Below are 24,843 nucleotides of genomic sequence, written 5' to 3' on the forward strand. Positions count from 1 at the left end.
AGCACAGATGGAAACCTTAAGCGACTCAGCAAGGTCCAGGGGGAACATAGAGCGGGAGAACTCTTGTTAGCTCGCCATGTCAGCAATCAGCGCGACGCTCTTGTATCCCCGCTTTGACAGACCCTGCGCCCCGCGCCATGCCCGCAAGCCTGTCTTGCAGCAAAGCACAACGCGGTCAGCATCGCTGAAGTCATGCATTGCAAGTGCGTCCGGCAGAACACGAATAGCACCCGCACAAACGCGTTCCGGCGCCTCAGCGCTGTCCCGAAGTTCAACAATCAGATCAGTCGATCCAAGGTCACCCACGCTTATAAACGGAGCATGCCACTCTGGTTCCTTTGCGTTGAGAAACGAGAAGCCGCCAAATGCAAAGCTTTTCAAATCAACAGTCACGAGCCGGCCCAACGGACTGGGAGAGAACCCCAGCAAGACACTAAGAACCATCTGAGCCTGCATAGTCCCGATAGTGCCCACAGCAGGGCCAAGAACACCTGCAGTGGAGCAAGTGGCGCCATTGCTCGGAGGCGCTGGAAAGACAGCTCTCAACGAAGGTGCCCCTCCACAAAAGCCCCCAAGATAGCCCGAGGTTCCAAGAACCGAGGCTGAGATGAGCGGCTTCCCCTGTCTGTAGCATTCATCGGAGAGAGTGTAGGACGCCGCAAAAGTGTCCGCTGCATCAACAATGATGTCAGCCTGATCAACCAACTCACCTGCATTTGCCGGGGTCAGCGCTATGCCCAGCGCGCGCACCTCCACCTCAGGATTATAATCGCGCAAACGAGCTGCAGAAGCAGAAGCCTTGTTCTTGCCAATGTCGGTCAGCGAGTAAAGCGGCTGCCGGTGCAGGTTACTCTCATCAACCACATCAGGATCAACCACAGTAAGTGTGCCAAGGCCAGCCCCTGCAAGATACTGCAACACCGGACAACCCAAGCCACCGGCCCCGACCACCAGAACATGGGAGTTCCTCAAACGGTCCTGACCATCCCGCCCAACCTCCGGCAGGATCATCTGGCGGTCATAGCGCGTCATGGCTTGCAAGCCTCCACCCATTCCTGCGTACGGGCAACCGGGTCCGGTGCCTGCAAGATGTCCGTAACCACCGCAGCACTGTCCGCACCCGCCTCAAACACGCCAGCAAGTCGCTCTGGCGTTAGGCCGCCAATGGCAACAAGCGGGGTTTGACCCACCATCTGTTTCCAGCGCTGAACACGCTCCAGACCCTGTGGCGCCCATTTCATCTTCTTCAGTTTGGTTGGATAAACTGGCCCCAGCGCCACATACTCCGGCTTATAAGACAGAGCGCGATCCAGTTCCGCCTCATCATGGGTGGAGAGCCCAAAACGAACACCAGCCTTGCGTAGAGCCGCAAAGTCAGCGCTGTCCATATCTTCCTGCCCCAGATGAACGAAATCGCAGCCAAGCTCCAGCGCAACCTGCCAGTAATCATTGACGATGAGTTGGGTACCGTGCTGCCTACAGAAGTCGCGTGCTCGTGCTACCTGTCGGCACACCTCCGTCTCCGGCTGATCCTTTATCCTCAGCTGCACCAGCTTGACGCCATGGGGCACCAGCTTTTCGATCCAGTCCACACCACCGGTAATCAGATAAAACCGTTCCATCACACCAACTCCGCCATACCGAGGATAGGGGTGGAGGGCACCGCCATGTCCCGTGGGTCCATAGGGTCAGCGACCCATCCATTGTGCCCCGCTTCAATCGCCTGTGCCATGGCCTGAGCCATCAAAACCGGATCACCTGCTTTGGCAACTGCCGTATTCAAAAGCACAGCATCCATGCCCAGCTCCATGGCGCGTGTCGCATCAGAGGGCCGCCCGATCCCCGCATCAACAATGAGTGGGATGTTGGGGAAATAGGCCCGCATGGCGCGCAGTGCATCAGGATTGCGCAAACCCTGACCGGAACCAATGGGAGCACCCCATGGCATCAGCACTTCACATCCGGCTTCCAGCAGTTTCTCACCAACCACCAGATCCTCCGTTGTGTACGGGAACACCTTGAACCCGTCCGCACAGAGGATCTTCGCAGCTTCCACAAGACCAAACACGTCAGGCTGCAAACTTTCGGAGTGACCAATCACTTCCAGCTTGATCCAGTCGGTTCCAAATAACTCCCGTGCCATCTGCGCTGTCGTCACCGCTTCCTGAACACTATGGCAGCCAGCGGTGTTTGGCAGAAAGTGGCAGTTGCACGCCTTCAAAAGATCCCAGAAGCCAGCCCCGGACCCATTCGCCGTTTCCCGCCGCAACGAAACCGTGATGATCTCTGTCCGGCTTGCGGTGATCGCGTCTTTTAAAACAGCCGGAGAGGGGTATTGTGCAGTCCCCAGCAGAAGGCGTGACTGCACCTTTTTCCCGTAAACCTCCATCTCACCCTCCCTGCATGGGCGCGAGAACTTCCAGCCGGTCGCCGTCAGAAAGCGGCGTATCCGGGTAGTTCTCGCGAGGAATGAAACAACCATTCACCGCAGTTGCGATGGCGGGACTGGTGAATTCCAGCTCTTGAAGCGCCTCCTCCAAGGTCTCTGCAGCAACGTCGCGCGGTTCTGCATTCACTATAATGTTCATCTGCAGGTCTCCCCTACAAGTTGGTGTGCCGCTTGCTGGGCCAGTGCAGGCGCAAGTAAGAAGCCGTGACGATAAAGCCCGTTGAGGTGAAGCGTGCCGTTATGCTCCATAAGGCGGGGCAGGTTGTCCGGAAACGCAGGCCGCAATCCGGCACCAATCTCAACAACACTGGCCTCGGCAAAGGCTGGGTGAATGGTGTATGCGGCACTCAGCATCTCTGTAAGCGAGCGCAGTGTCGGTGGTCGGTTTGAGTTGCTTTCCACCATGGTCCCGCCAATCATGAACAGGCCATCAGCCCGAGGAACCAGATAGAGCGGCATTCGTGGATGCAACAGGCGCACCACGCGGGAAAGCTCAACCTCCGGACAATGCAAAATGGCCATCTCCCCCCGCACTGACCGCAGGTCCGGAAGCTGTGCCGCCGTTGCCGTGCAATTGAGATCCACCTTAGCGGGTGCGGCGGTCCCATAATGGATCCACACCCCAAGCGCCTGCACGGCATTGCTTAGATCAGCAAGCGCTCGCCTCGGGTCCAGATGGGCCTCCTCCTCAAAGAAGAGCCCCCGCTCAAACCGACCTTCCAAGGCGGGTTCAAGCTTTGCGATTACTTGACCATCCACCTTGGAGAAATGAGAGGTTCGCCGCGCAAACCGCGTCAGCTCGGCCTGATCCCGTGAGGGGGCAACAACAAGCGTTCCCCGCCGCGTGACGGGTGTGACCTGCGCCCACCAATCCGCAGCACGGCCCCCAAGCCGGACCACGTCCTCATCAGCACTTTCCCGCTCGCAATAAGGCGCAAGCATCCCGCCCGCAAACCGCGCAACGCTGTTTGCACCCGGCCCGTCACCCTTCTCATAAAGGATGACGTCCGCTCCCCGCTGGGCAAGCTCAAAGGCGCAAGCCAGCCCAGCAAGGCCAGCTCCCGCAATCCTGATCACTGTTCCGCCTCAGCAAGGGGAAGATAAAGCTCTCCTCCCTGACGAAACTTCGCGGCCATCGCCTCCATGCCTTCCTTTTGCGCCTCCGCCCGAATGTCATGCGAAATCCGCATGGAGCAGAATTTCGGCCCGCACATCGAGCAGAAATGCGCCACCTTGTGCGCATCCTTCGGCAGGGTTTCATCGTGGAAATCGCGCGCCGTATCCGGGTCGAGAGACAGGTTGAACTGATCCTCCCAGCGGAACTCAAAGCGCGCCCGCGACAAGGCATCATCCCGCCGCTGGGCACCGGGCAATCCCTTGGCGAGGTCGGCAGCATGAGCGGCAATCTTGTAGGTAATCACGCCAGTCTTCACATCATCCCGATCCGGCAATCCCAGATGTTCCTTCGGTGTCACATAACAAAGCAACGCACAGCCGTACCAGCCGATCATCGCTGCCCCGATCCCCGAGGTGATATGGTCATAACCCGGTGCGATATCCGTGGTGAGCGGGCCAAGCGTGTAGAACGGAGCTTCATGACAGCATTCCAGCTGCTTTTCCATGTTCTCCTTGATCTTGTGCATAGCCACATGCCCCGGCCCCTCGATCATCACCTGACAATCCTTGGACCACGCAATCTTGGTCAGCTCGCCAAGCGTTTCCAGCTCCGCAAACTGCGCTTCATCATTGGCATCCGCAATGGAACCCGGACGCAGCCCATCACCAAGTGAGAAGGACACGTCATACTGCCGACAGATATCGCAGATCTCCTCAAAGTGCTCATAGAGGAAGCTTTCTTTGTGATGATGCAGACACCACTTGGCCATGATAGAGCCGCCACGGGACACAATGCCAGTGACGCGATTAACAGTCATCGGCACCATATGCAGCCGCACACCGGCGTGAATGGTGAAATAGTCCACCCCTTGCTCAGCCTGCTCAATAAGCGTGTCGCGGAACACCTCCCACGTCAGATCTTCTGCAATGCCGTTCACTTTCTCCAGCGCCTGATAAAGCGGAACCGTCCCGATGGGCACCGGGCTGTTGCGGATGATCCATTCGCGGGTGTTGTGGATGTTACGGCCAGTCGAAAGATCCATGACTGTGTCCGCACCCCACCGGATTGACCAAACCATCTTGTCAACTTCCTCTTCCATGGAGGAGGTGACCGCAGAGGTACCCATATTGGCGTTGATCTTGACCAGAAAGTTCCGCCCGATGATCATCGGTTCACTCTCCGGGTGGTTGATGTTGACCGGTATGATCGCACGGCCAGCAGCAATCTCATCACGCACGAACTCAGGTGTCACATAATCAGGAATACTCGCGCCCCAGTCATTCCCCGAACGCTCTTCCACAACCGCTTCACGCAACTGGTTCTCGCGGATGGCAACAAACTCCATCTCCGGCGTGATGATGCCTGCACGGGCATAGGCCAGCTGGGTAACCGCCTTACCTTCTTTACCGCGCAGTGGGCGTGGCTTGACCGGAAACTCCGCAACGAGCCGATCGCCTTTCACAAAGCCGTTGTCTGCAGGCGTAATCTCACGGCCATCGTATTCCTCAATGTCCCCGCGTGCCTCAATCCACTTGCGCCGCAAGGCAGGCAGGCCTTTGCAGATTGTCGTTGTCACGGCAGGGTCAGTATAAGGGCCAGAACTGTCATACACCGGCAGCGGTGGCTCCCCCGCCGTTGGATGCACACTGATCTCGCGCATCGGAACGCGAATATCCTCGTGCAAGCTGCCCTTCACGTAGATTTTGCGGGAAGCAGGCAAGGCGCCGGTGGTAATGGATGGCTTGGGTATCGTCAAAATGGTGATCCTCAAGTTCACAACTCGAAAAAGACACCAGATGAGTTTTGGCTGGGAAACGGCAGGAGACACTCCTGCTGCTAAGACCGCGGTTACTAAACACATGCTATAAACAGGTCCCGCGACCCGTGCTTCCTACGCCAGTATCAACTGGGTCAGGTTCAAAGGGTCGCGTCGCCGAGCTTGCGCTCTGTCAGCCTCTCAGTCTCCTTGGTGAGACTCCCCTGCATACGTGATTTTGCTAGAACGATTACAAATAGTTGTCAAGGTGAAGTCGGATGAATGAAGCCTCGGAAAACAGGTCTGTCGGGGCCGTAAACAAAGAAGAGTTGCAGCTCTCTATTGGACTTACGGGTTTGCGTACCTATTTCTCCTCTGACAATTTTACCTCTGGATATCGCAACCAAGAATATCAATAAATGCCTGAAACACGTTCTCTCCCCCCCGTTCTTGCTGGTCCGATGTTGCGACGTCTGGAGACCACGCGTTTAACGCTATGGCTGGCTGTCCGCGCTCCTGCAGACGTGAAACTGGAGCTGATGCCGCAAGATGATGCGCCGCAAACCTACCAGCTGTCCAAGGACCAGCCGGAGGTAAAGCTGATCACAGCCGGTCAGCACCTGCATTACCTGCTGATCGATCTGCCGCTGGAAAAGCCCCTCCCACAAGACTGCTGGATCAGCTACCGCCTTTCACTGCGCATGGACGACGAAGAGGGCGCGGGTTGGCAGGACCATACAGTCTGGGCACCTGATATCTGCTATGAGAACCAGAGCCTCCCCGGTTTTCTGCTCAGCTCTAAAGTCTCATCACTTCTGCATGGCTCCTGCCGCAAACCGCACCACGATTCTGGAGATGGCCTCGTCGCAGCCGACCAGTTTCTGGCAAAGCACATCACCGCAGAAGAGGGGGCAAAGGTTGATCAGGAGAAATGGCCCGCTGCTCTGGTGATGAGTGGAGATCAAATCTACTCTGATGATGTGGCCGGCCCCATGTTGCGGGCTATCCACTCCCTCATAAAACGGCTCGGCATTAACGACGAACAACTGAGAGGGCTGGAGAGTAAAGTTCCCGACACCGCATCAGGCCTGTATCGCCATGAGGACACATACTACCGCCGTGAAAAGTTCCTCCCCAATCTGGAGAAGGACAGAGCGCTCTGGATGGTGTTGTTCGGCGGGGTCGAAAAGCCGATCTTCACCGCGGACCACGCCCACAACCACCTGATTACGCTTGCCGAGTTTCTGGCAATGTATCTGCTCGTCTGGTCGCCCGCAGCCTGGGATTTGGTCAAAACTGATATCCCTCAGAGACTGACACCTGACGAAATCACAGAGTATGTCAGCGAACAGCAAGTTCTGAAGGACTTTGTCGCTGGTCTCGGCCAGGTCCGCCGGTTGTTCGCTCATCTCCCCGTTGCCATGATCTTCGATGACCACGATGTTACCGACGACTGGAACCTCAACCGCGACTGGGAAGAAACCGCCTACAGCCACCCGTTCTCACGCCGGATCATAGGCAACGCCCTGTGCGCCTACATGCTCAATCAGGGCTGGGGCAACAAACCAGAGGCATTCTCCGCTGAGTTGCTTGAGCAGATGAGCCAAGCCTACAAGGTGCCCGGAACCAGCGTTTACGATGAGTTTCTCGACACCCTCCTTGCCTTTGAGAACTGGGATTACCACTGGGAGCTGGACCCACCACTGCTGGTTCTAGATACCCGGACACGCCGCTGGAGGTCAGAGCGATCAGGCCATCTGCCCTCCGGTCTTTTGGATTGGGAAGCGGTAACCGACCTGCAGCGCTCCTTGCGCGGCAAAGACGCTGTTCTGCTCGTATCAGCTGCCCCGATCTTTGGTGTGAAGCTGATCGAAACCCTGCAAAAACTCCTCACCTTCATGGGCAAGCCATTGATGGTGGACGCAGAATATTGGATGGCCCATCCCGGAACCGCAGACGGTATTTTGAACGTGTTCCGCCACAGAAAAACGCCAGATCGCTTTACGATCCTTTCCGGCGACGTGCACTACTCCTTCGTTTACGATGTGGAGCTGCGCGGTCACTCCCGTGGTCCAGATATCTGGCAGATCTGCAGCAGCGGCATCAAAAACGAGTTCCCCGCCAAACTGCTCGACAAACTCGACCACCTGAACCGCTGGCTCTATGCCCCGCGCTCTCCGCTGAACTGGCTCACCAGACGGCGTGGAATGAAGGTGATCCCCCGCAAGCCAGTGGGCACGCATCACGGCAGACGCCTGCTGAATGCAAGCGGAATTGGGTTAGTTGAATTTGATGACCACGGCGGTCCGGATAAAATTAGCCAGCTGCTACCGGATGGGGAGCAGGTAGTCTTTGTGCGTCGTGAAGAGGAAGCCCGCTGGGATTAAGCGCGGGCAATTTAGGTCCAAAATAATACCTGCACGCTGCACCTGACTTGCGGATAATTGCTTCGTATGCTGCCAGTTTAACGTAAATGTTCTCCGATTTAAAATATATCATTGTCATATTATGAGTTATTGGTATGATATTGGTATCAGGGAGAAGCATGTGTCCGGCATATCGAGAAAACTGGGATTCCCAGAAAAGCCCAATCCGCAGGAGTGGCGTGAAACCGAGCAAAGATCTTCACGTTTTGCAGGCTTGGAAACCTGGGGAACCAGTGAAGTTCTCAAAGCATTGCTGGGCGGCCAAATGCAGGCCCTCAATGCAGTTTGGGCAGCTCTTGACGATTTGGAGGCCGCTGTCGATTCCGCAGCCCAAAGGCTGCAAACAGGCGAGGGCAGGCTTGTTTATGTGGGCGCTGGAACCTCCGGCAGATTGGGTGTCCTCGACGGTATCGAACTCATTCCTACATTCGGATGGCCTGACGAACGCCTGCTCTACGGCTTGGCTGGCGGCGAAGCTGGTCTCTTGCACTCGCAAGAAAGGGCCGAAGACAGCGCTGAAGTGGGCCGGAACTTTATCCTTGAACACGATGTTGGCGCAAATGACGTAGTGCTGGGACTGGCTGCGAGCGGAACCACACCGTTTACCCGCGCTGCCATTCAGGCAGCCCGCGCATCCGGCGCACTCACCATTGCTTTGGCAAACAATCCAGAAAGCCCGATGCTGTATGATGCGGATCACCATATCCTTTTAAGAACGGGCGCTGAGGTTCTGGCAGGCTCAACACGCCTTTCTGCAGGAACCAGCCAGAAGGCAGCGCTGAACCTGTTCTCGACGGGGCTTATGGTGCGCCTGAAGAAGGTGTATCGCGGTTATATGGTTGATATGCAGCTGACCAACACCAAGCTCACACAACGGGCAAAGGATATGGTTGTTGCACTCACCGGCTGCTCTCAGGAAAGAGCAACAGCTGCCCTGCAGGAAAGCGACAATCAGATTAAACTGGCCGTACTGATAGTGTTTGGCGCCACAAAAATACAGGCGACCAATGTACTGGCAGAAACACGAGGAGATTTGGGAGAGTCTCTTCAGGTCCTCGGGTTGCATCAACCCGACTGACTTGGCGTCTGTGACTCGGCATCCGTCCGTCCCAATGTGCACTGCATGAGGTTGAAGGGGAGGGGGTACCTGAAAGTGGAGGTCCTGCTTGAGGAGTATCTGGGCGACACCACTTACGTTTATGTGGAACTGGAAACCGGAGAACACATGATCATCCGTCAGGACCTCGAGGTCTCTCGACAAGCTGGTGATGTGGTGTTTGTGGAACTTGCCTAGTGCGGAAAAGGAAACCGAGGAGGGGCTGCTGCCTCTCCTCAATTGTCATCGATTTGCGGTTTATAGTCGAACTCAATGAACTGTAGGAATTTGCGCAAGATATCTGTCTCGTAGTTCTTCTTATAAATCGCGCAAAGGTCAGCCGGAATTTCTTCTTTCAGACGAATGAACCGCACGTTCTTGGATTTCTGGCTGCGAAAACAATCGCTGACCAGAGCAATCGCCTGTCCTGAGGCGACCAGCGCCAGCAACGTGCTGGGCTCCAAAACCTCAAAGGCAGCTTTCGGGTAAAATCCCTGTTCTTTACACTTGGCAATCAGATACGGCGTGGTGTTCGACATGCTGCGATCCAGCACCGCCATTTCCTCATCTTTCAGCTCTTCCAGTGCCACCAATCGCCGGTCCTTGAGCGGGTGAGTACTGGGGACAGCCAGTGTAAGCGGTTCTTTCACCAGCACCTTTGAATTCAGCGCGGGCTCATTGAGCGTATCGCCATAACGGCAGATGCCCAGATCCACTACACCACCCTTCAAAGCCTCTTTTTGCTGGTTTGGTGCCAATTCTGTAAAATTTAATGCACAATCTGAATGCTTGGACTTGAAATCCGACAATAAGTTCGCAAATCCATCGAGGAATGCGCTGCTCACGATCCCGATGTTAAGGGTAAAGTTCTCTGCACGCCCCTGACGCTGGGTGTTTGTGATGGCGTAATCAAGAGTATTGAAGATCTGTTCGCACTCCCGCTTCAGGACCCGCCCTGCAGCAGTCAGTGTGACGTTTCGGGAATCCCTGTGAAACAGAGAAAGTCCGAGAGCGACTTCCAACTCTTTGATTTGTATAGACATTGGTGATTTGGAAATATGCAACTCTTCAGCCGCCCGACCAAAGTGCCCACTTACTGCGACTTGATGAAAGTAACGCAGCATCTTTAAAGTAATGCGGCCTGATGTAATAAGTTCATGCATGAATTTGTTATGTTTTTTTTGTTTTTCGCGGTGTTGTAGAGCTTAAAATTCTACTATTTTTATTTTATATATTCCGCAAGAGCTTTGATCTACGAAATAATCCGTAATCTGCGCTTTTTTCTACGTAATATTTTATAATTCGTTTCGAACTTCGAAATGATTGATGTATTTAAAAAACTTAAAAATTGCCTCATATGCAATTAGGTTGCCCTCACCGAAGGGAATTAATTAAAAGGTGAGGCAAATTATGCAATCGGGTCAGTCCATATTCGCACCTGCACAAGGTGGGTGTACTGAGCCAGTCGTATGCTTTTCTTTTGGGGACGCCGAAGGCTCCTACCCAAGAACTCCCACAGCTAATGTTTCTACAGCAGCGATAATTCCCGGTGAAGTACCAAAAGGGTCTACAGCCGCAGGTGTTTTGCATTGTTTTTCAATGGCAAAGCATTTGTTGGATGCGGGTGGCCATCACAACTATCCACGCGAAGGTGGGTACGGTTAGTCGCCTTCTGGCACTTCAGAAATTCTCCCCAACCATAATCAACAACCTATCTCAGAGCCTCTGGGAGGAGCTCACAATGTTCGCTACAGGTTTTCTAGGCATCGTTACTCTAATCGTTATTGCTGTATTGGTTTCAACCAACCGCAAAGCGATTAACCTCCGCACCGTAGGTGGTGCGCTGGCACTCCAGATCGGTATTGGCGCATTCGTTCTTTATGTCCCGGCTGGCCGTGCCATGCTTCATGGAATGTCACAGGGCATCGCCGGTGTTATCGCTAGTGGTCGTTCGGGCGTCGACTTCCTGTTCGGTAACCTCACTAATGGTTCTCTTTCCGATACTGTTGGGTTTGTGTTTGCCTTCAACGTACTTTGCCTGGTTATCTTCTTCTCCGCTTTGATTGCGGTGCTGTACCACCTCGGCGTTATGCAGATCGTCATTCGCGTCATTGGTGGCGGTATGGCAAAGCTTCTCGGCACCTCCCAGGCAGAATCCATGTCTGCAGTTTCCAACGTGTTCGTCGGCCAGACCGAGGCTCCACTCGTTGTGAAGCCATACATGTCCAAGATGTCTGACAGTGAGTTCTTCGCCATCATGTGTGGTGGTATGGCATCTGTCGCGGGTACCGTTCTTGGCGGTTACGCGCTGATGGGCGTTAAGATTGAATACCTTCTCGCAGCATCCTTCATGGCTGCTCCAGGTGGTCTTCTCTTCGCAAAACTCATCCTGCCAGAAACCAAAGACACCAACTATACCGTCGACAAGAACGTCAGCTTTGACGAAGAGCATCCTGAGAACGTGCTTGCGGCAGCCGGTCAGGGCGCAATGAATGGCCTCAAGCTCGCAGGTGCAATCGGCGCAAACCTTGTTGCGATGATCGGCCTGATCACTCTGGTTAACATGATGCTCGGCGGTCTTGGTGGTTTCGCAGGTTTGGAACTGTCTCTGGAAATGATCCTCGGTTGGATCTTCGCTCCAGTTGCATTCCTACTGGGTGTTCCATGGGCAGACGTTGATGTTGCAGGTTCTCTGATCGGTAAGAAGCTGGTGGTCAACGAGTTCGTAGCTTACCTCGACCTGAAGAACTACCTCGTGGATGCCAAGGCATTGGAAATGGGTCTGCCGGTCATTTCTGAAAAGACCAAGGCGATTGTTTCCTTCGCACTCTGCGGCTTCGCGAACATCTCCTCCATGGGCATTCTCATCGGTGGTCTGGGTGTTCTGGCTCCAAAACGCATGAACTTCATCGCGAAGTACGGCCCACGCACCCTGCTGGCTGCGACCTGCTCAAACCTTATGAGCGCCGCGATCGCAGGTATCTTTATCTCATTGGCAATGTAAGAGAGTTTTCTTCCTTAATCTCTGAATTGCCATTACGGGGGGAGCTTTGCTCTCCCCGTTTTTATTTGTCTTATGGCTCACCATCATTTCATTGCGCCATCGTCGATAACTTCGCGAGACCCCTGCGGCGGCATTTCAGGGAAGGCCTGCAGGCTCTCATCAATCTTATCCCAGGACGGGGCTCTGCTGGAATAAACAGTCACCTGAGCCTCAATCACATCTGGCTGATCGATTGTAGACGCTCGAACAAAAATCAGATCTGACATCGAGGAATTGAGCGAGTAAACCGCACTTCCGCAATTCGGGCAGAAGGCACGCGAGATAACGTTCCCGCTATCAGCAGGCTTGTCGAATAATGTGAGCTCCCCAGTCACTTCGACTGCCTCTTTTGGCAGCGCCGTATGAGTGCAGTGGCCTGTTCCCGATGACTTGCGACAGTCATCACAATGGCAATGTGCGGTCATTTGCGGCCTCACTTTTGATTTCAGCTGTACATTCCCGCAAAGGCAGGACCCTGTAAATGCGCTTTCCATGATACTATCCTTAGTCAGAGATAAGAGATGTTTTAGTAACTTGTAAATTGCAAGTCACTATTCACCATAGGAGAGAGTGGCGGTATGTCAACCGAAAACCGTTCCGGCTGCCCCATTGCGAATACGCTCGACATCGTGGGAGACCGCTGGAGCCTTTTGATCCTGCGGGATATGTTCAACGGAAAGAAGATCTTCTCCGAGTTTCTAAGCTCGCCGGAAAAGATCACAACCAGCGTCCTGACAGTCCGCCTGAACCAGCTCGAGGCAGCTGGCATGGTAACCAAGGAACTCTACCAAACGAATCCCAAACGCTATCAATATCTACTCTCGGAACGGGGGAGGGACATCCTGCCCGTTCTTCAGGAAATGTGCCGATGGGCTAACAAACACATGCCGGAAACATGGATCCCGCCAGAAAGCTTCATGCAAATGCGCCCATGAAAAAGGCCGGAAACAACATCCGGCCTTCCTCTAATTTCAGTTGTCCGTGCCAGTTACTTTCCCAGAGATGGCAAGTTCAATCCATTCTCCCTGGCGCAATCAATTGCCAGTTGGTAGCCCGCATCCGCATGGCGCATCACACCGGTCGCCGGATCATTCCAAAGTACACGGCCAATGCGCTCATCTGCTTCCTTGGTACCATCACAGCAAATCACCATGCCGGAATGTTGGGAGAAGCCCATGCCGACGCCGCCGCCGTGGTGCAAAGACACCCATGTGGCGCCGGAGGCGGTGTTCAGCAGCGCGTTGAGCAGCGGCCAGTCAGAAACCGCATCAGAGCCGTCCATCATGGACTCAGTCTCACGGTTCGGCGAAGCTACAGAGCCGGAATCCAGATGGTCGCGACCAATCACAACAGGCGCCTTCAGCTCGCCATTGCGAACCATCTCGTTAAACGCTAGGCCAAGACGGTGACGCTGACCCAGACCAACCCAGCAGATACGAGCTGGCAAGCCCTGGAAGGAAATACGCTCCCGCGCCATATCGAGCCAGTTGTGCAGGTGCGGATCATCAGGGATGAGTTCCTTCACCTTCTGGTCAGTCTTGTAGATATCCTCCGGATCACCGGAAAGCGCAGCCCAACGGAACGGGCCAACGCCCTTACAGAACAACGGGCGAATGTAAGCCGGCACAAAGCCCGGGAAGTCGAAGGCGTTTTCAAGACCCTCTTCAAACGCCACCTGACGGATGTTGTTGCCGTAATCAACGGTCGGAATACCACGCTCATGGAAGTCCAGCATGGCTTTCACGTGGACCTTCATGGAAGCACGTGCAGCCTTCTCAACCGCCTTTGGATCGGTTTCGCGCTTTTCCTTCCACTCCGCCATGGTCCAGCCCTGTGGCAGATAGCCGTTGATCGGGTCATGGGCGGAGGTCTGGTCCGTCACGATATCCGGACGCACGCCGCGCTCAACCAGTTCTGCAAAAATGTCAGCCGCATTGCCCAGCAGACCAACCGACTTGGCTTCACCAGCTGCCGTCCAGCGCTCAATCATCTCCAGCGCTTCATCCAGAGACTTGGCTTTCTCATCAACGTATTTGGTGCGTAGACGGAAATCGATGCTGTCTTCGTTGCACTCAACGGCCAGACAACAAGCCCCGGCCATCACAGCAGCAAGTGGCTGAGCACCACCCATGCCGCCAAGACCACCGGTTAGGATCCACTTGCCTTTCAGGTCCCCGCCATAGTGCTGACGCCCCGCTTCAACAAAGGTCTCGTAAGTGCCCTGAACAATGCCCTGAGAGCCAATGTAGATCCACGAGCCAGCTGTCATCTGGCCGTACATGGCCAGTCCCTTCTTATCCAACTCGTTGAAGTGATCCCAGTTCGCCCAGTGAGGGACAAGATTGGAGTTGGCGATCAACACCCGAGGTGCGTTTTCATGAGTGCGGAATACACCGACAGGCTTGCCGGATTGAACCAGCAACGTCTCATCAGCTTCCAGCTTTTTCAGCGTGTCGACAATGGTATCGAAGTCTTTCCACGTTCGCGCAGCACGGCCAATTCCGCCATACACCACCAGCTCATGCGGGTTCTCAGCCACATCCGGGTGCAGGTTGTTCATCAGCATGCGCAGCGGTGCTTCTGTCAGCCAGCTCTTCGCGTTCAGCTCCGGTCCGGTTGGCGGAAAGATATCGCGTGTGTTCTTGCGAGGATTTTGAGTGAGCGTATCTGTCATTGTCGGCTCCGTTAGCGATCAGAAGTGGCGCTTGAAAAGACCCCAGCAAGGGCCTGCGCTTCTAACTGGGTAAGAATGGATTTGAGAGTGGCTCGCGTTTTGTTCGCGCGTTCCGGAGCATACGCCCAGGGGCCCTGCTCAAACATATAGGCCCGCTGCGCGGTCTCCATCTGAATAGCGTGGATGCCCGTTGCTGGCTGTCCGTAATGGCGGGTTGTCCAGCCACCCTTGAAGCGTGCATTCACAACAGTTTCCACGCTTTCATCCATCCGGCAGGCCTCAACAGTGATCTGCTCAATCATCGACGCGCACGTTTGCCCAACATTGGTGCCTATATTGAAGACGGGCAGTTCACCATCAAACAAATACGGGATGTTGGAGCGGATCGAGTGGCAATCATAAAGCACCGCCACGCCAAATTTCTGACGAACCCGCTCAAGCTCTTCTGCAATTGTCGCATGATAAGGCGCATGAAAATTGCCTCGGCGCTCCTCGATCTCATCAACGGAAGGCTCCTGCCCATCGCGATAAATCGGGCGCCCGTCAAAGTCCGTCAGCGGGCAGAGCGTGGTTGTATTCTGCCCCGGATAAAGCGAGGCACCAGCAGGGTCACGGTTCGCATCAATCACATATCGATGCACCGGCGTCTGGATCACACTAGCGTTTACCAGCAGACCATCATAAAGGCGGTTGATGTGCCAGTCCGTATCAGCCAGTGCTTGCCCAACTGCGTTGAACCGATCCCAGATGGAAAGGGGCACGTCGGTGCCCCCATGCGGCTGGGCCAGCACAATCGGGCTGTCACCCCGTTTGATCAATGGCGAAAAGGAATAGGTCAATCAGGCCTCCTCTAAGGCGAAGAATTGCGCCTCGCTCGCTGCTTCAAAGATCTGGCCAGAGGCAACAAGGTCAGCAGCCTTTTCCAGATCCGGTGCCAGATAGCGGTCGTCTTTTAGCTCTTCCACCTCAGCTCGTATTGCCGCCACAACACCCTGCAGGATCGGGCTGGTTGCGATTGGTGCACGGAACTCAATGCCCTGAGCGGCCATCAGCAATTCGATGCCGATAATTCTTGATAGGTTGGCATTCATGTCGATCAAACGCCGCGCCGCATGGGTGGCCATGGACACATGATCTTCCTGATTGGCACTGGTTGGCGTGGAGTCCACAGAACACGGCGCCGCCCTCTGCTTGTTCTCGCTGTAAAGTGCCGCAGAGGTCACATCCGCAATCATAAAGCCGGAATTAAGACCCGGATTAGGCGTCAGGAAAGGCGGCAGACCATAGTTGAGCGCTGGATCGACAAGCGTCGCGATCCGCCGCTGCGCAATCGCCCCAATCTCGGCAATAGCAAGCGCGGTCTGGTCAGCTGCAAAGGCAACAGGTTCTGCATGGAAGTTGCCGCCGGAAACGATGGAACCATCCTTGAAGACCAGCGGATTATCCGTCACCGCATTGGCTTCAATCTCAAGCGTATAAGCAACCTGTGCCAGAAGCCCCAGAACAGCACCCATCACCTGAGGCTGACAGCGCAGGCAGTATGGATCCTGCACCCGCTCATCATCTTCGCGGTGGCTTTCGCGAATTGCAGATCCAGACATCAGCTCACGAATGGTGGCTGCTGCCGAAATCTGCCCTTTATGCCCGCGTAGTTCGTGAATTTCAGGACGGAACGGAGCTCCGGACCCCATCAGTGCATCAACGGACATCGCACCCGTAATCAGCGCGGTCTTGGCAAGGCGGTGAGCCTGGAACAGACCAGCCAATGCAAGCGCGGTCGAAACCTGCGTTCCGTTGATCAGTGCCAGACCTTCTTTTGCTGCCAGCTCAATGGTCGGGATGCCCGCCAGCTGCATGGCTTCCTTGCCGGAAACACGCCGCCCCTCATAAAAAGCTTCCCCTTCACCCAGCATCACCGCCGCAACGTGGGAAAGTGGCGCCAGATCACCAGACGCGCCCACGCTGCCCTGACCCGGGACGACCGGTACAACATCATGCACCAGCATTTGTTCAAGGCATTCAATCAGCTCCCAGCGCACACCGGAGGCACCGCGGCCCAAAGAGGCGAGTTTGAGCACAATCACCAGCCGGACGATGTTTTGCGGCAGTACCTCACCAACACCGCAACAGTGCGAAAGAATAAGGTTTCTCTGAAGGGTAGCCGTGTCTTCAGCAGGAATTTTAACGGAGGCAAGCTTGCCAAACCCCGTGTTTACCCCATACACCGGTGTATCACCCTGTGCCGCTTTATGAACAATCGCAGCTGCACGCTCAACGCCCTCTTTGCAAGAGCGGTCTAGCTCCACAATCGCTTCTTCCCGATAGATTTTACGAAGCTGAGAAAGGGTAAGCTCTCCCGGCTTTAAAACCAATCTGGGTTTGGAGGGGACGGAAGGGGTAATATTCATGTGTGCCTCAGAGCTTAATTTGCTTGTGTTTTTGTGATGTCTTCGCCGAGGAAAAACAGGCGGTTCAATGGGTTAAATCCAATGCGATAGGCCAGTTCAGCTGGCTCCCGCACATCCCAGATCGCAATGTTTGCTTGCTTGCCAGCCTCAAGCGTGCCGCAGGCCTCTGCCTGCCCCAAAGCCCGTGCCGCATTACGGGTAATCCCGGCCAAGGCTTCCTGCGGTGTCATGCGGAACAAGGTGCACGCCATATTCATGCAAAGCAGAAGCGAGGTGAGGGGAGAGGACCCCGGATTAGCATCCGTCGCAATCGCAATCGGAACACCCGCATCCCGCAGATCCTGAAGTGGAGGATGCTGGGTCTCGCGCAGAAAGTAGAAAGCGCCCGGCAGCAAAACCGCAACGGTCCCGGCCTCCTTCATACTTTGAATGCCCGCCGCATCCAGATACTCCAGATGATCAGCAGAAAGCGCCTCGTGGCTGGCTGCCATGGAAGTGCCGCCAAGGTTGGAAAGCTGTTCGGAATGAATTTTCACCGGCAGACCAAGCGCCTGCGCCCGGTCAAACACGCGGCTAACCTGCTCAGGAGAAAAAGCAATGCCCTCACAGAATGCATCGACCGCATCCGCAAGCTTTTCAGCCTGAACTGCCGGAAGAACCTCATCACACACGAAGCTGATGTACGCGTCACTGCGTCCTTCATATTCCGGCGGCAAAGCATGGGCGCCAAGAAAGGTGGTCACTACCTTCACAGGGCGAAGCTCACCAATTCGGCGCGCAACGCGCAGCATCTTGAGCTCAGTCTCCAAGTCCAGCCCGTAGCCGGACTTGATCTCCAAAAGCGTCACTCCTTCAGCCAGCAGAGCATCCACGCGCGGCAGTGCATCGGCCAGCAACTCATCCTCACCCGCAGCACGGGTTGCAGCAACCGTTGAGCGAATGCCGCCACCAGAACGCGCAATCTCCTCATAAGTGGCTCCATTTAGCCGCATCTCGAACTCGCGCGCGCGGGAGCCGCCGTAGACGATGTGTGTGTGGCAATCAATGAAAGATGGCGTGGCAAGGCGTCCATTCAGGTCTGTGCGCGGAACGTCTTGCCAGTCCTCTGGCAGCTCCTCCAATGGCCCGACCCAGCAGATCTTATCTGCTTCAATCGCAATTGCTGCATTCTGGATCAGACCATACCCGTCTGCATCTGCAGACATAGTCGCAGCTGTAAGGTTGCTGAGAACGGCTCTCCCGCGTGTCATGGACCCTCCCAAGATTCCACGTGCATTCACTTCAGCAAAAATCTACATGGAAATCACTTAATGTCTATACATAAAAATTGTGTAGTGTGATGCTTGTGGAGACACGAACACGGAAAAAACTAGATAAATAGCCCAATTAAGCCATTTATGCCATTTGCTGGTGATGTCCAGACGAAAAACTCTGGTTGTATAGATTGTTATTATGTATATGCTTAATGTTGCAAAAAAGATCAGAATTGATTGATGTTTCACCTCAAACCTATTGAGTGAGCAATGAAAACCATCTTCGCAGGACAGGCTTTACTCCCCACAGGTCTGACGGAAAATGTGCGTTTGCACTTGGAAGACAACGGCACAATCACGTCCATTGAGCTTGGTGTAACGCCTGAAGGCGAAGAGGTTTCTGGCAAAAACAGGCTCATCTGTCCGGCCCCTGCCAATCTGCACTCCCATGCCTTCCAGCGGGCAATGGCAGGCATGACCGAGGTCCGGCAGAAGGGAAGGGACAGCTTCTGGACATGGCGCGAGCTCATGTATCGCTTTCTGGGCAAGTTGAGCCCGGAGCAGGTCGAAGCAATCGCCGCGCTGGTATACATGGAGATGTTGGAAGCTGGGTACGCCAGTGTGGGCGAGTTCCACTACCTTCACCATCAACCAGACGGCACACCCTACGATAACCTTGCGGAAATGAGCCACCGCATCTTTGCAGCCGCCAACCAGACAGGCATTGGCCTCACCCACTTGCCAGTGCTGTACGCATACGGCGGAGCAGGGGAGCAGCCACTCAGCGGCGGCCAGCTGCGGTTTGGCAATGATCTGGAACGCCATTTGCAACTTATTGAAGATGCGTCGAAAACACTGGCGAGCTGCCTGCCAGCGGACTGTCAGCTCGGCATTGCACCTCATTCCTTGCGCGCAACTGATCCGGCACAACTGCGCCACATCGCAGCGGTCTTTGCAGGCAAGCCAATCCACATCCATATCTCCGAGCAGATGCAGGAAGTGGAGGTCGTACAGGAGTGGCTCGGGGCACGGCCCATTGAATGGCTGCTGGATAATGTGGATGTGCGTGACAACTGGTGCTTAGTGCATGCCACACACATGACCAACGCAGAAACCGTCGCCATGGCGAAAGCAGGTGCAGTCGCTGGCCTATGTCCAATCACGGAAGCAAACCTCGGTGACGGCATCTTCAACGGCCCCACATTTATTGAGGCTGGCGGCGTTTATGGTGTCGGGTCTGATAGCAATCTGCGTATCGCGCTCTCTGAAGAACTGAGAATTCTGGAATACAGCCAGCGCCTGCGCGACCAGTCCAGAAACGTCATGCAGCTTGGAGAAGGCTCCGTCGGTACAGCCATGTATCAGGCAGCTGCCAAAGGTGGAGCACAGGCCCTTGGCCGCAACACAGGTGAGCTGAAAGCCGGATATCTGGCGGATGTGGTGGCAATCGACACTGCACGCGTCGAGTTCTCCGGCCTGAAACCTGACCAATATCTGGACTATTGGATCTTTGCAGGCGATGACCGCGTCATCACCGATGTCTGGTCGGCTGGCCGTCATATGGTGAAGGATGGGCAGCACGTCAACCGCGCGGCAATCACCGATAAATACAGGGAACAGCTTGCAGTTTTGCTGCAAGCAGCCTAACAGAGCGGCAATTAAGGCCAATAGAGAATGACGGGAATAACGCTTGCGATCCTATAAGGAAATTCGAGATATCTTGCAAGAACGGATCACCAGCCAGCAATGGCAACCGGGTGATCTCTTGCCAAGTGAGCAAGCGCTCTCTGAAGAATTCGGCTGTACCCGCGCAACCGTCAACCGCGCTATGCGGGAGCTGTCAGATGCGGGCCTTGTGGAGCGCCGTCGCAAAGCCGGAACTCGCGTTGTTCAGCCGAGCTCCCACCCCGCCACTATCACGATCGCGATAATCCGGCAGGAAATCGAGAACAAAGGCCAGACCTATAAATACCTTCTCCTGGAACGTCTGGAAGCCTTGCCGCCAGAAGATGTCCGCGTACAACTCGGGCTGGAGCAGAACGAGAAGGCATTGTTCCTGAAAAGCCTGCACTACGGGGACGGCATCCCGCAACAGCTTGATGTCCGCTGGATCAACCTGTCCGCACTGCCGCAAGCAGCTGATGAAAGCTTTGCAGATATCGGCCCTAATGAATGGCTTTTACAACGCGTGCCGCACCCAAATATTGAGCATGTTTTCCGCGCCGAGAAAGCCACTGCTGAAGAGCAAAGGCTCCTTCAACTCCAGGAATGCGAACCTGTCTTTGTCATAGAGCGCCGCACATGGATCTTAGGGCAGGGCATAACGTATGTACGTTTGGTGCATCCGGGCAGCCGCTTCCAGATGGCAACACGTAGCTCAGCAGAGCCAATCTTCAACTAGCACCGCCTTCACAGGTGGGTACTGGTTAGCCAGCGTCTTGTTTGTCTCTCTGCGCCAGTTCTGTAAAGTGATCTTCAAGCCGGATTTTGCCGTAGGATTTCCCAACCATATCCATCCGCAGGGCGCTCAGGAAAAACTGAAACGGGCCATACGTCTTCACGGGGGTGAACGTTTCCAGCCCCTGCTGCAAGGCAACGCTCATCCAGTTAGGCAAGTGTGTGATCTTCGGTTTCTTGCTCAGGCTTTTAAAGGCAATCTCTGCCAGCTCATTTTGCGTATATTTCACCGGTCCGCCCACCTCAGCGTAGGCCTGCCCCTCCTCAATAATCGTGTAGCACGCAGCCGCAAGATCAGCCCCGTGAATAGGATTAATACGATACTCACCTGACCCAAACAGGTAGACACGGCCAGACTTCGCCATGCCCCAAAGCTCTTCAATGTCGGAGAAAAAACCGCTTGGAGAAATTACCGTGCTCTTGATTGGCGCCCCTTGCAGCACCTCAACAAAGTGCTGCTTTGCGCAAACCAGTTGTACATCCTGCAGCTTGTTTGCGTTCAGCACATGAATGTAGGCAAACTGCGGGACGCTGTTTTCGACCGCAAGATCAAGCAGGTTCTTGTTTGCCTGAAAGTCCACGTCATCGTAACTCAACCCATCCTTCTGACGGGTAATGCCAAGCGCGGATATGACCAGATCCACACCCTCCATCAGGCCACGTAAACTGTTGGGGCTGGTGGCTTCACCCTCAAAGAACTCGCTGGCCTCAAGGCCTTTGTCACGCGCCGCCTGTTCATTGCGCACGAGAGCTCGAACAAACCATCCTCGTTGCAGATAATACGAGGTGAGATAGGAGCCCAGATAGCCGGTTGCGCCTGCAATAACGACGGTCTTCATTACAATTTCCTCAAACGCTCAGGTGCCGCAAAAGGCCTGCTACCCACGAAAATGCGAGGGCACGAATTACCTTTTCGGTGCTCGCCTCAAGTGAAGCTGCTCTCCCAACTTAAGCTCTTCAAAAGGCGATAGATATCAATATTTCTACGGGATGGAATCGAGTAGAACGCATTGCAACCAGTTACATTCCCATCCCCACAATTTGGGATGTTCTGCCGACAAAATCAACGGGTGATTGTACCGAGCCGGCCCCGCACTGCAGTGAAGAGCGACCAAATCGAGAGTACACGATAAAAAAGGAGAGCGTTCGGGCTCTCCCTTTGTTGCTGCTGCACGAAGGCTTGCTTTTACCTAACGTTATCTGCCGTGGATAGTCTCCAGCTCCTGCTCTCAATTAGAATTATCAAAGTCGCCCAGTAGACCAGAGAGAAAGTGTTTTGCTTCAGTAGCTTAGCTTATTTCCATTGTATTCCGCGTAGGTTCCGGTGGTCTCCAGTGAGAGCGCATGGAACTGATTGAGCAATCCAGCGGCGCTATCGGCTGGTGTGACAGGAGCGGTTTCTCCGCCCATATCTGTGCCCACATGGCCGGGATGAAAAGCGCCAACTGCAACGCCGTCTTGTTTGAGGTCTATGGCAAGGTTGCTTGCCAGATTGGTCGCGGCTGCTTTTGAAGCGCGGTAGATGTACGAGCCACCAGACACGGAATCCGTATTTGACCCCATGCGCGAGGAAATAATGGCGATCTTTCCGCCGGGTTTAGCAAGGAACGGCAAAAAGGCGCGGGTGGTAAAAAACGCGCCGGAAACATTCGTTGCCAGAACCTCCGCCCAGTTATCCGGCGTATAGGCTGGATCATCCATGCGGCCCCTTACGCGGTACTGACCCGCATTGCAAACCAGCAGATCAAGCGGCCCAAAGGCGGTTGCTGCCTCCTCGCAGGAGGCAGGGTCGGTTACATCGACGACCGCTACGCTTACGCCTTTTAGCCCTTCCAGCGAAACAGCCGTTTCTGGTGAGCGAATGCAAGCAAGAATCTCATCGCCATTTGCAGATAGTTGCTTGACCATCTCCAGCCCGATGCCGCGATTAGCCCCGGTAATTGCTACCCGTTTCATATTCATTCCCCAAAACTACGCAGAAGTAAAACGCAAAAAATCACGCTCTTCCTATGCTGCCTGCATATCAGCAAGAACCATAAGGTTAAATTGTTCGTTCGCCTAAAGCCTGTTGAAGCCGCGTAAAACTATATAGTCGCCTAGGCCATTGATTTGTCGTGCGATCGCCCTTCAAAAAGACGGTTCTAACTCACATCAGCGCTAAGAGAGACAAGGCTGGCTTTCATCAATCCACGCAGGGAGTTGCCTATATAAACAGCGTCGGCTTGCTGCAAGTCGGTGAGGGTTAGATCCGCTTCCTCCGCATAGCCGTGCTCAAGCAAACCAGCGCGAAAGACCCCCGGCAACAACCCGTGTTTAAGAGCTGGCGTCAGGAGGATGCCGTCCTTGCGGATAAACAGGTTGGTAAAGCTACCCTCGGTCAGGTATCCAGCTTCATTCAGGAAGATTACCTCAGAGCACCCATATCTGGCGGCATAGTCAGTGCGGGTTTGATCATAAAAACTGCGTCGGCTGGTTTTGTGAAACAAAAAGCGGTCCTGCGAATGGACAGTCTCTTTCGCCACACAGATGCGCCAGTCATTCCCGCTTGCAGCTGGCATTTCCTGCGCGGTTACCTTCAGTTGACCATCCTCAGCAAGATCAAGCCGGACCCGCATGGCACCATCAAATCCTTCAGCATGTTCCCCAAGCACGCGTATCGCTTGCTCCAAATCCCAATTGAAGCCGAAGTAAGCTGCGCTATCCGCCATCCGCTGCAAATGCCGTTCGAGCAGCGTGTAGCCATCCTCTGGTGTCCAGCCTATGGTTTCAAACAGGGTGAACCGCTCGTCAGATGCTCGCAGGAAGTCCAGCTTCAATAAGCATTCTTCATACTCAGGAGATGCACCGGAATCGAACACCACACCGGAGCCTGTTCCCATCTCTGCAGCCCCATCCTCATCAATCACAAGGGTTCGGATTGCCACGTTGAAGGTGAAATCACCATTCGGCTCAATCATGCCGATGGAGCCCGTATAGATTCCACGTGGGCTCTTCTCCAGATCGTCAATAATCTCCATCGCCCGTAGTTTCGGCGCTCCGGTAATCGAGCCGCACGGGAACAACTCCTCAATAATTTCAGGAAGTTCGGCACCGTCCACCAGCTCGCCAGTGGTAGTGGAGGTCATTTGGAACAGGCTGCGATACTGCTCAACCTCACAATGAGAGGGAACACAAACACTGCCTGCTTTGGTGATCCGCGAGAGGTCGTTGCGCATCAGATCAAGGATCATGGTGTTCTCGGCGCGCGACTTCACATCGCTTTGCAGTCTGTCCTGAACACGTGCATCTTCTTCCGTCGTCCGTCCTCGCTGCGCAGTCCCTTTCATCGGTCGCGTCGTGAGCTGCTTTCCTTTGCGCTGTAAGAACAGCTCGGGCGAAATAGAGAGAATTTTCTGGTCGCCTAAATGCAGAAGGGACGCATACCCAACTGGTTGCTGGAACAGCAGATTATCAAACAACGCTGCAGCACTGCCGGTCTGTTCAAGCTCGGCCCGCATGGTCAGGTTGATCTGGTAGATATCACCCTGCACCAAATGCTGCTGCGTCTTGGCAAAGGCAGCCTCATAGTCGCCCTGGGTCATATCAAACTGGTTGATGTGAATAGAGGGCGCAGCCTCGTTTCCCGCTGCCTCAGTCAGCCACTGCGCTTCTTCAGCGTGCGAGAGCAGCTGAGGTGCATTATAAACCCCAAACCAGGCCAGAGGGACATTGCCACTGCCAGAAAAACGCCGTTTCAGCTTCTCTTCAAAGGCAAAGCCGAATTCATAGGAAAAGAAGCCCGCCAGAAAATGGCCTGCTTTGCGCTCCTGTTCCAAACGCTGAAGAAATTGGGGGACTTCAGACAGATCCTGGCAAATAAGCACGCGCTTTGGGTCTTGGAAGAGACGCGCAGGCTCATGACTAAGCCTATCGACAAGAAGTACTGTTCCAAACGCAAACTGCGCCATGCCCGTCCATTCTCATTTGGATTGCCCTTATTAAGAATGCTCAATACCAGCCCGTCAGACCAAGGCAATCACAAAATTGTCTCTAAGTCTGTTTACCGAGTGATTTTGCGTAGTTTATGACAGATTTCCCTCGGTATCCCACAAAGGGCTTTCAGCTGCCATGTAAGCTGAGAAGCATAACGGACCATCAATGACAGCCCGTTTCTGTCAAAACTTG

The 24,843-nt window shown here is 54.6% G+C and carries 22 protein-coding genes and 1 riboswitch; of the genes, 7 read left to right on the top strand and 15 right to left on the bottom strand.

Annotation, left to right across the window (positions count from 1 at the left end; genetic code table 11):
• Positions 1–66: 66 nt before the first annotated feature.
• From IE076_RS18475 to thiC, 6 genes are read right to left on the bottom strand one after another with little or no spacing between them, the layout of a single operon-like run.
• Entirely contained in the window at positions 67–1,032 is a 966-nt protein-coding gene (locus IE076_RS18475; protein WP_189438279.1) for a HesA/MoeB/ThiF family protein, read from the bottom strand.
• On the bottom strand, positions 1,029–1,622 hold the full coding sequence (locus IE076_RS18480; RefSeq protein WP_189438280.1) for a thiamine phosphate synthase: 594 nt from the start codon (positions 1,620–1,622) through the stop codon (positions 1,029–1,031). The genes IE076_RS18475 and IE076_RS18480 overlap by 4 nt, the downstream gene beginning before the upstream one ends.
• The gene (locus tag IE076_RS18485) at positions 1,622–2,389 is read right to left on the bottom strand and encodes a thiazole synthase (RefSeq protein ID WP_189438281.1); all 768 of its coding nucleotides are present in this window, start codon (positions 2,387–2,389) and stop codon (positions 1,622–1,624) included. Before IE076_RS18485 ends, IE076_RS18480 begins: the two co-directional genes overlap by 1 nt.
• A gap of 1 nt (position 2,390) precedes the next feature.
• Entirely contained in the window at positions 2,391–2,588 is a 198-nt protein-coding gene (gene thiS / locus IE076_RS18490; protein ID WP_189438282.1) for a sulfur carrier protein ThiS, read from the bottom strand.
• Positions 2,585–3,526, bottom strand: a complete 942-nt coding sequence (locus tag IE076_RS18495; RefSeq protein ID WP_189438283.1) for an FAD-dependent oxidoreductase — start codon at positions 3,524–3,526, stop codon at positions 2,585–2,587. The genes thiS and IE076_RS18495 overlap by 4 nt, the downstream gene beginning before the upstream one ends.
• Positions 3,523–5,322, bottom strand: coding sequence for a phosphomethylpyrimidine synthase ThiC (gene thiC, locus IE076_RS18500; protein WP_189438284.1), 1,800 nt, complete (start codon positions 5,320–5,322; stop codon positions 3,523–3,525). The genes IE076_RS18495 and thiC overlap by 4 nt, the downstream gene beginning before the upstream one ends.
• A 115-nt stretch (positions 5,323–5,437) precedes the next feature.
• A riboswitch (TPP riboswitch) is annotated at positions 5,438–5,558 on the bottom strand.
• Positions 5,559–5,741: 183 nt separating this feature from the next.
• Between thiC and IE076_RS18505 the strand changes: the two genes are divergently transcribed.
• From IE076_RS18505 to IE076_RS18515, 3 genes are all read left to right on the top strand, one after another.
• Entirely contained in the window at positions 5,742–7,709 is a 1,968-nt protein-coding gene (locus tag IE076_RS18505; RefSeq protein ID WP_189438285.1) for a metallophosphoesterase family protein, read from the top strand.
• Between the two features lie 160 nt (positions 7,710–7,869).
• The gene (locus IE076_RS18510; RefSeq protein ID WP_244649728.1) at positions 7,870–8,826 is read left to right on the top strand and encodes an N-acetylmuramic acid 6-phosphate etherase; all 957 of its coding nucleotides are present in this window, start codon (positions 7,870–7,872) and stop codon (positions 8,824–8,826) included.
• A 45-nt stretch (positions 8,827–8,871) separates the two neighbouring features.
• Positions 8,872–9,042, top strand: a complete 171-nt coding sequence (locus IE076_RS18515) for a TOBE domain-containing protein (RefSeq protein ID WP_209009255.1) — start codon at positions 8,872–8,874, stop codon at positions 9,040–9,042.
• 38 nt (positions 9,043–9,080) lie between these two features.
• Here IE076_RS18515 and IE076_RS18520 read toward each other — a convergent pair whose 3' ends face one another.
• The gene (locus IE076_RS18520; RefSeq protein ID WP_189438287.1) at positions 9,081–10,007 is read right to left on the bottom strand and encodes a LysR substrate-binding domain-containing protein; all 927 of its coding nucleotides are present in this window, start codon (positions 10,005–10,007) and stop codon (positions 9,081–9,083) included.
• Between the two features lie 578 nt (positions 10,008–10,585).
• On the opposite strand from IE076_RS18520, the gene IE076_RS18525 reads away from it, so the two are divergent.
• Positions 10,586–11,848, top strand: a complete 1,263-nt coding sequence (locus IE076_RS18525; protein WP_189438288.1) for a NupC/NupG family nucleoside CNT transporter — start codon at positions 10,586–10,588, stop codon at positions 11,846–11,848.
• A gap of 83 nt (positions 11,849–11,931) precedes the next feature.
• On the opposite strand, the gene IE076_RS18530 is transcribed toward IE076_RS18525, so the two are convergent.
• Positions 11,932–12,381 (bottom strand): GFA family protein, encoded by a 450-nt coding sequence (locus IE076_RS18530; RefSeq protein WP_189438289.1) that lies wholly within the window; start codon positions 12,379–12,381, stop codon positions 11,932–11,934.
• Positions 12,382–12,465: 84 nt separating this feature from the next.
• Between IE076_RS18530 and IE076_RS18535 the strand changes: the two genes are divergently transcribed.
• Complete coding sequence (locus IE076_RS18535) at positions 12,466–12,822, top strand: winged helix-turn-helix transcriptional regulator (protein WP_189438290.1); 357 nt, start codon at positions 12,466–12,468, stop codon at positions 12,820–12,822.
• A 53-nt stretch (positions 12,823–12,875) separates the two neighbouring features.
• Here the strand turns inward: IE076_RS18535 and hutU are convergent, their stop codons facing one another.
• The 4 genes from hutU to hutI are packed head-to-tail and all read right to left on the bottom strand — an operon-like array spanning position 12,876 to position 18,219.
• Positions 12,876–14,561 (bottom strand): urocanate hydratase, encoded by a 1,686-nt coding sequence (gene hutU / locus IE076_RS18540; protein WP_189438291.1) that lies wholly within the window; start codon positions 14,559–14,561, stop codon positions 12,876–12,878.
• Between the two features lie 11 nt (positions 14,562–14,572).
• Positions 14,573–15,400, bottom strand: a complete 828-nt coding sequence (hutG, locus tag IE076_RS18545; protein WP_189438292.1) for an N-formylglutamate deformylase — start codon at positions 15,398–15,400, stop codon at positions 14,573–14,575.
• Positions 15,401–16,969: a histidine ammonia-lyase gene (hutH, locus tag IE076_RS18550; RefSeq protein ID WP_189438293.1), complete on the bottom strand. Its 1,569-nt coding sequence runs from the start codon at positions 16,967–16,969 to the stop codon at positions 15,401–15,403.
• 14 nt (positions 16,970–16,983) lie between these two features.
• Complete coding sequence (gene hutI, locus IE076_RS18555; protein WP_189438294.1) at positions 16,984–18,219, bottom strand: imidazolonepropionase; 1,236 nt, start codon at positions 18,217–18,219, stop codon at positions 16,984–16,986.
• A 273-nt stretch (positions 18,220–18,492) separates the two neighbouring features.
• Here hutI and IE076_RS18560 point away from each other — a divergent pair, with 273 nt between their 5' ends.
• Together IE076_RS18560 and hutC are read left to right on the top strand one after the other, a co-directional pair.
• Positions 18,493–19,869 carry a formimidoylglutamate deiminase gene (locus IE076_RS18560; protein ID WP_189438295.1) on the top strand — a complete coding sequence of 459 codons (1,377 nt, stop codon included), beginning with the start codon at positions 18,493–18,495 and terminating at the stop codon, positions 19,867–19,869.
• Positions 19,870–19,912: 43 nt separating this feature from the next.
• Positions 19,913–20,623 carry a histidine utilization transcriptional repressor HutC gene (gene hutC / locus IE076_RS18565; RefSeq protein ID WP_189438296.1) on the top strand — a complete coding sequence of 237 codons (711 nt, stop codon included), beginning with the start codon at positions 19,913–19,915 and terminating at the stop codon, positions 20,621–20,623.
• Positions 20,624–20,648: 25 nt separating this feature from the next.
• Here the strand turns inward: hutC and IE076_RS18570 are convergent, their stop codons facing one another.
• The 3 genes from IE076_RS18570 to pabB all read right to left on the bottom strand — a co-directional run bounded on the left by IE076_RS18570 (position 20,649) and on the right by pabB (position 24,626).
• Positions 20,649–21,518 carry an SDR family oxidoreductase gene (locus tag IE076_RS18570; RefSeq protein WP_189438297.1) on the bottom strand — a complete coding sequence of 290 codons (870 nt, stop codon included), beginning with the start codon at positions 21,516–21,518 and terminating at the stop codon, positions 20,649–20,651.
• A 442-nt stretch (positions 21,519–21,960) separates the two neighbouring features.
• Entirely contained in the window at positions 21,961–22,635 is a 675-nt protein-coding gene (locus IE076_RS18575; protein ID WP_189438298.1) for an SDR family oxidoreductase, read from the bottom strand.
• A 185-nt stretch (positions 22,636–22,820) separates the two neighbouring features.
• Positions 22,821–24,626, bottom strand: a complete 1,806-nt coding sequence (gene pabB / locus IE076_RS18580; RefSeq protein WP_189438299.1) for an aminodeoxychorismate synthase component I — start codon at positions 24,624–24,626, stop codon at positions 22,821–22,823.
• Positions 24,627–24,843: the final 217 nt, after the last annotated feature.

The organism is Pseudovibrio japonicus, from assembly GCF_014651595.1.
Taxonomy (GTDB): domain Bacteria; phylum Pseudomonadota; class Alphaproteobacteria; order Rhizobiales; family Stappiaceae; genus Pseudovibrio; species Pseudovibrio japonicus.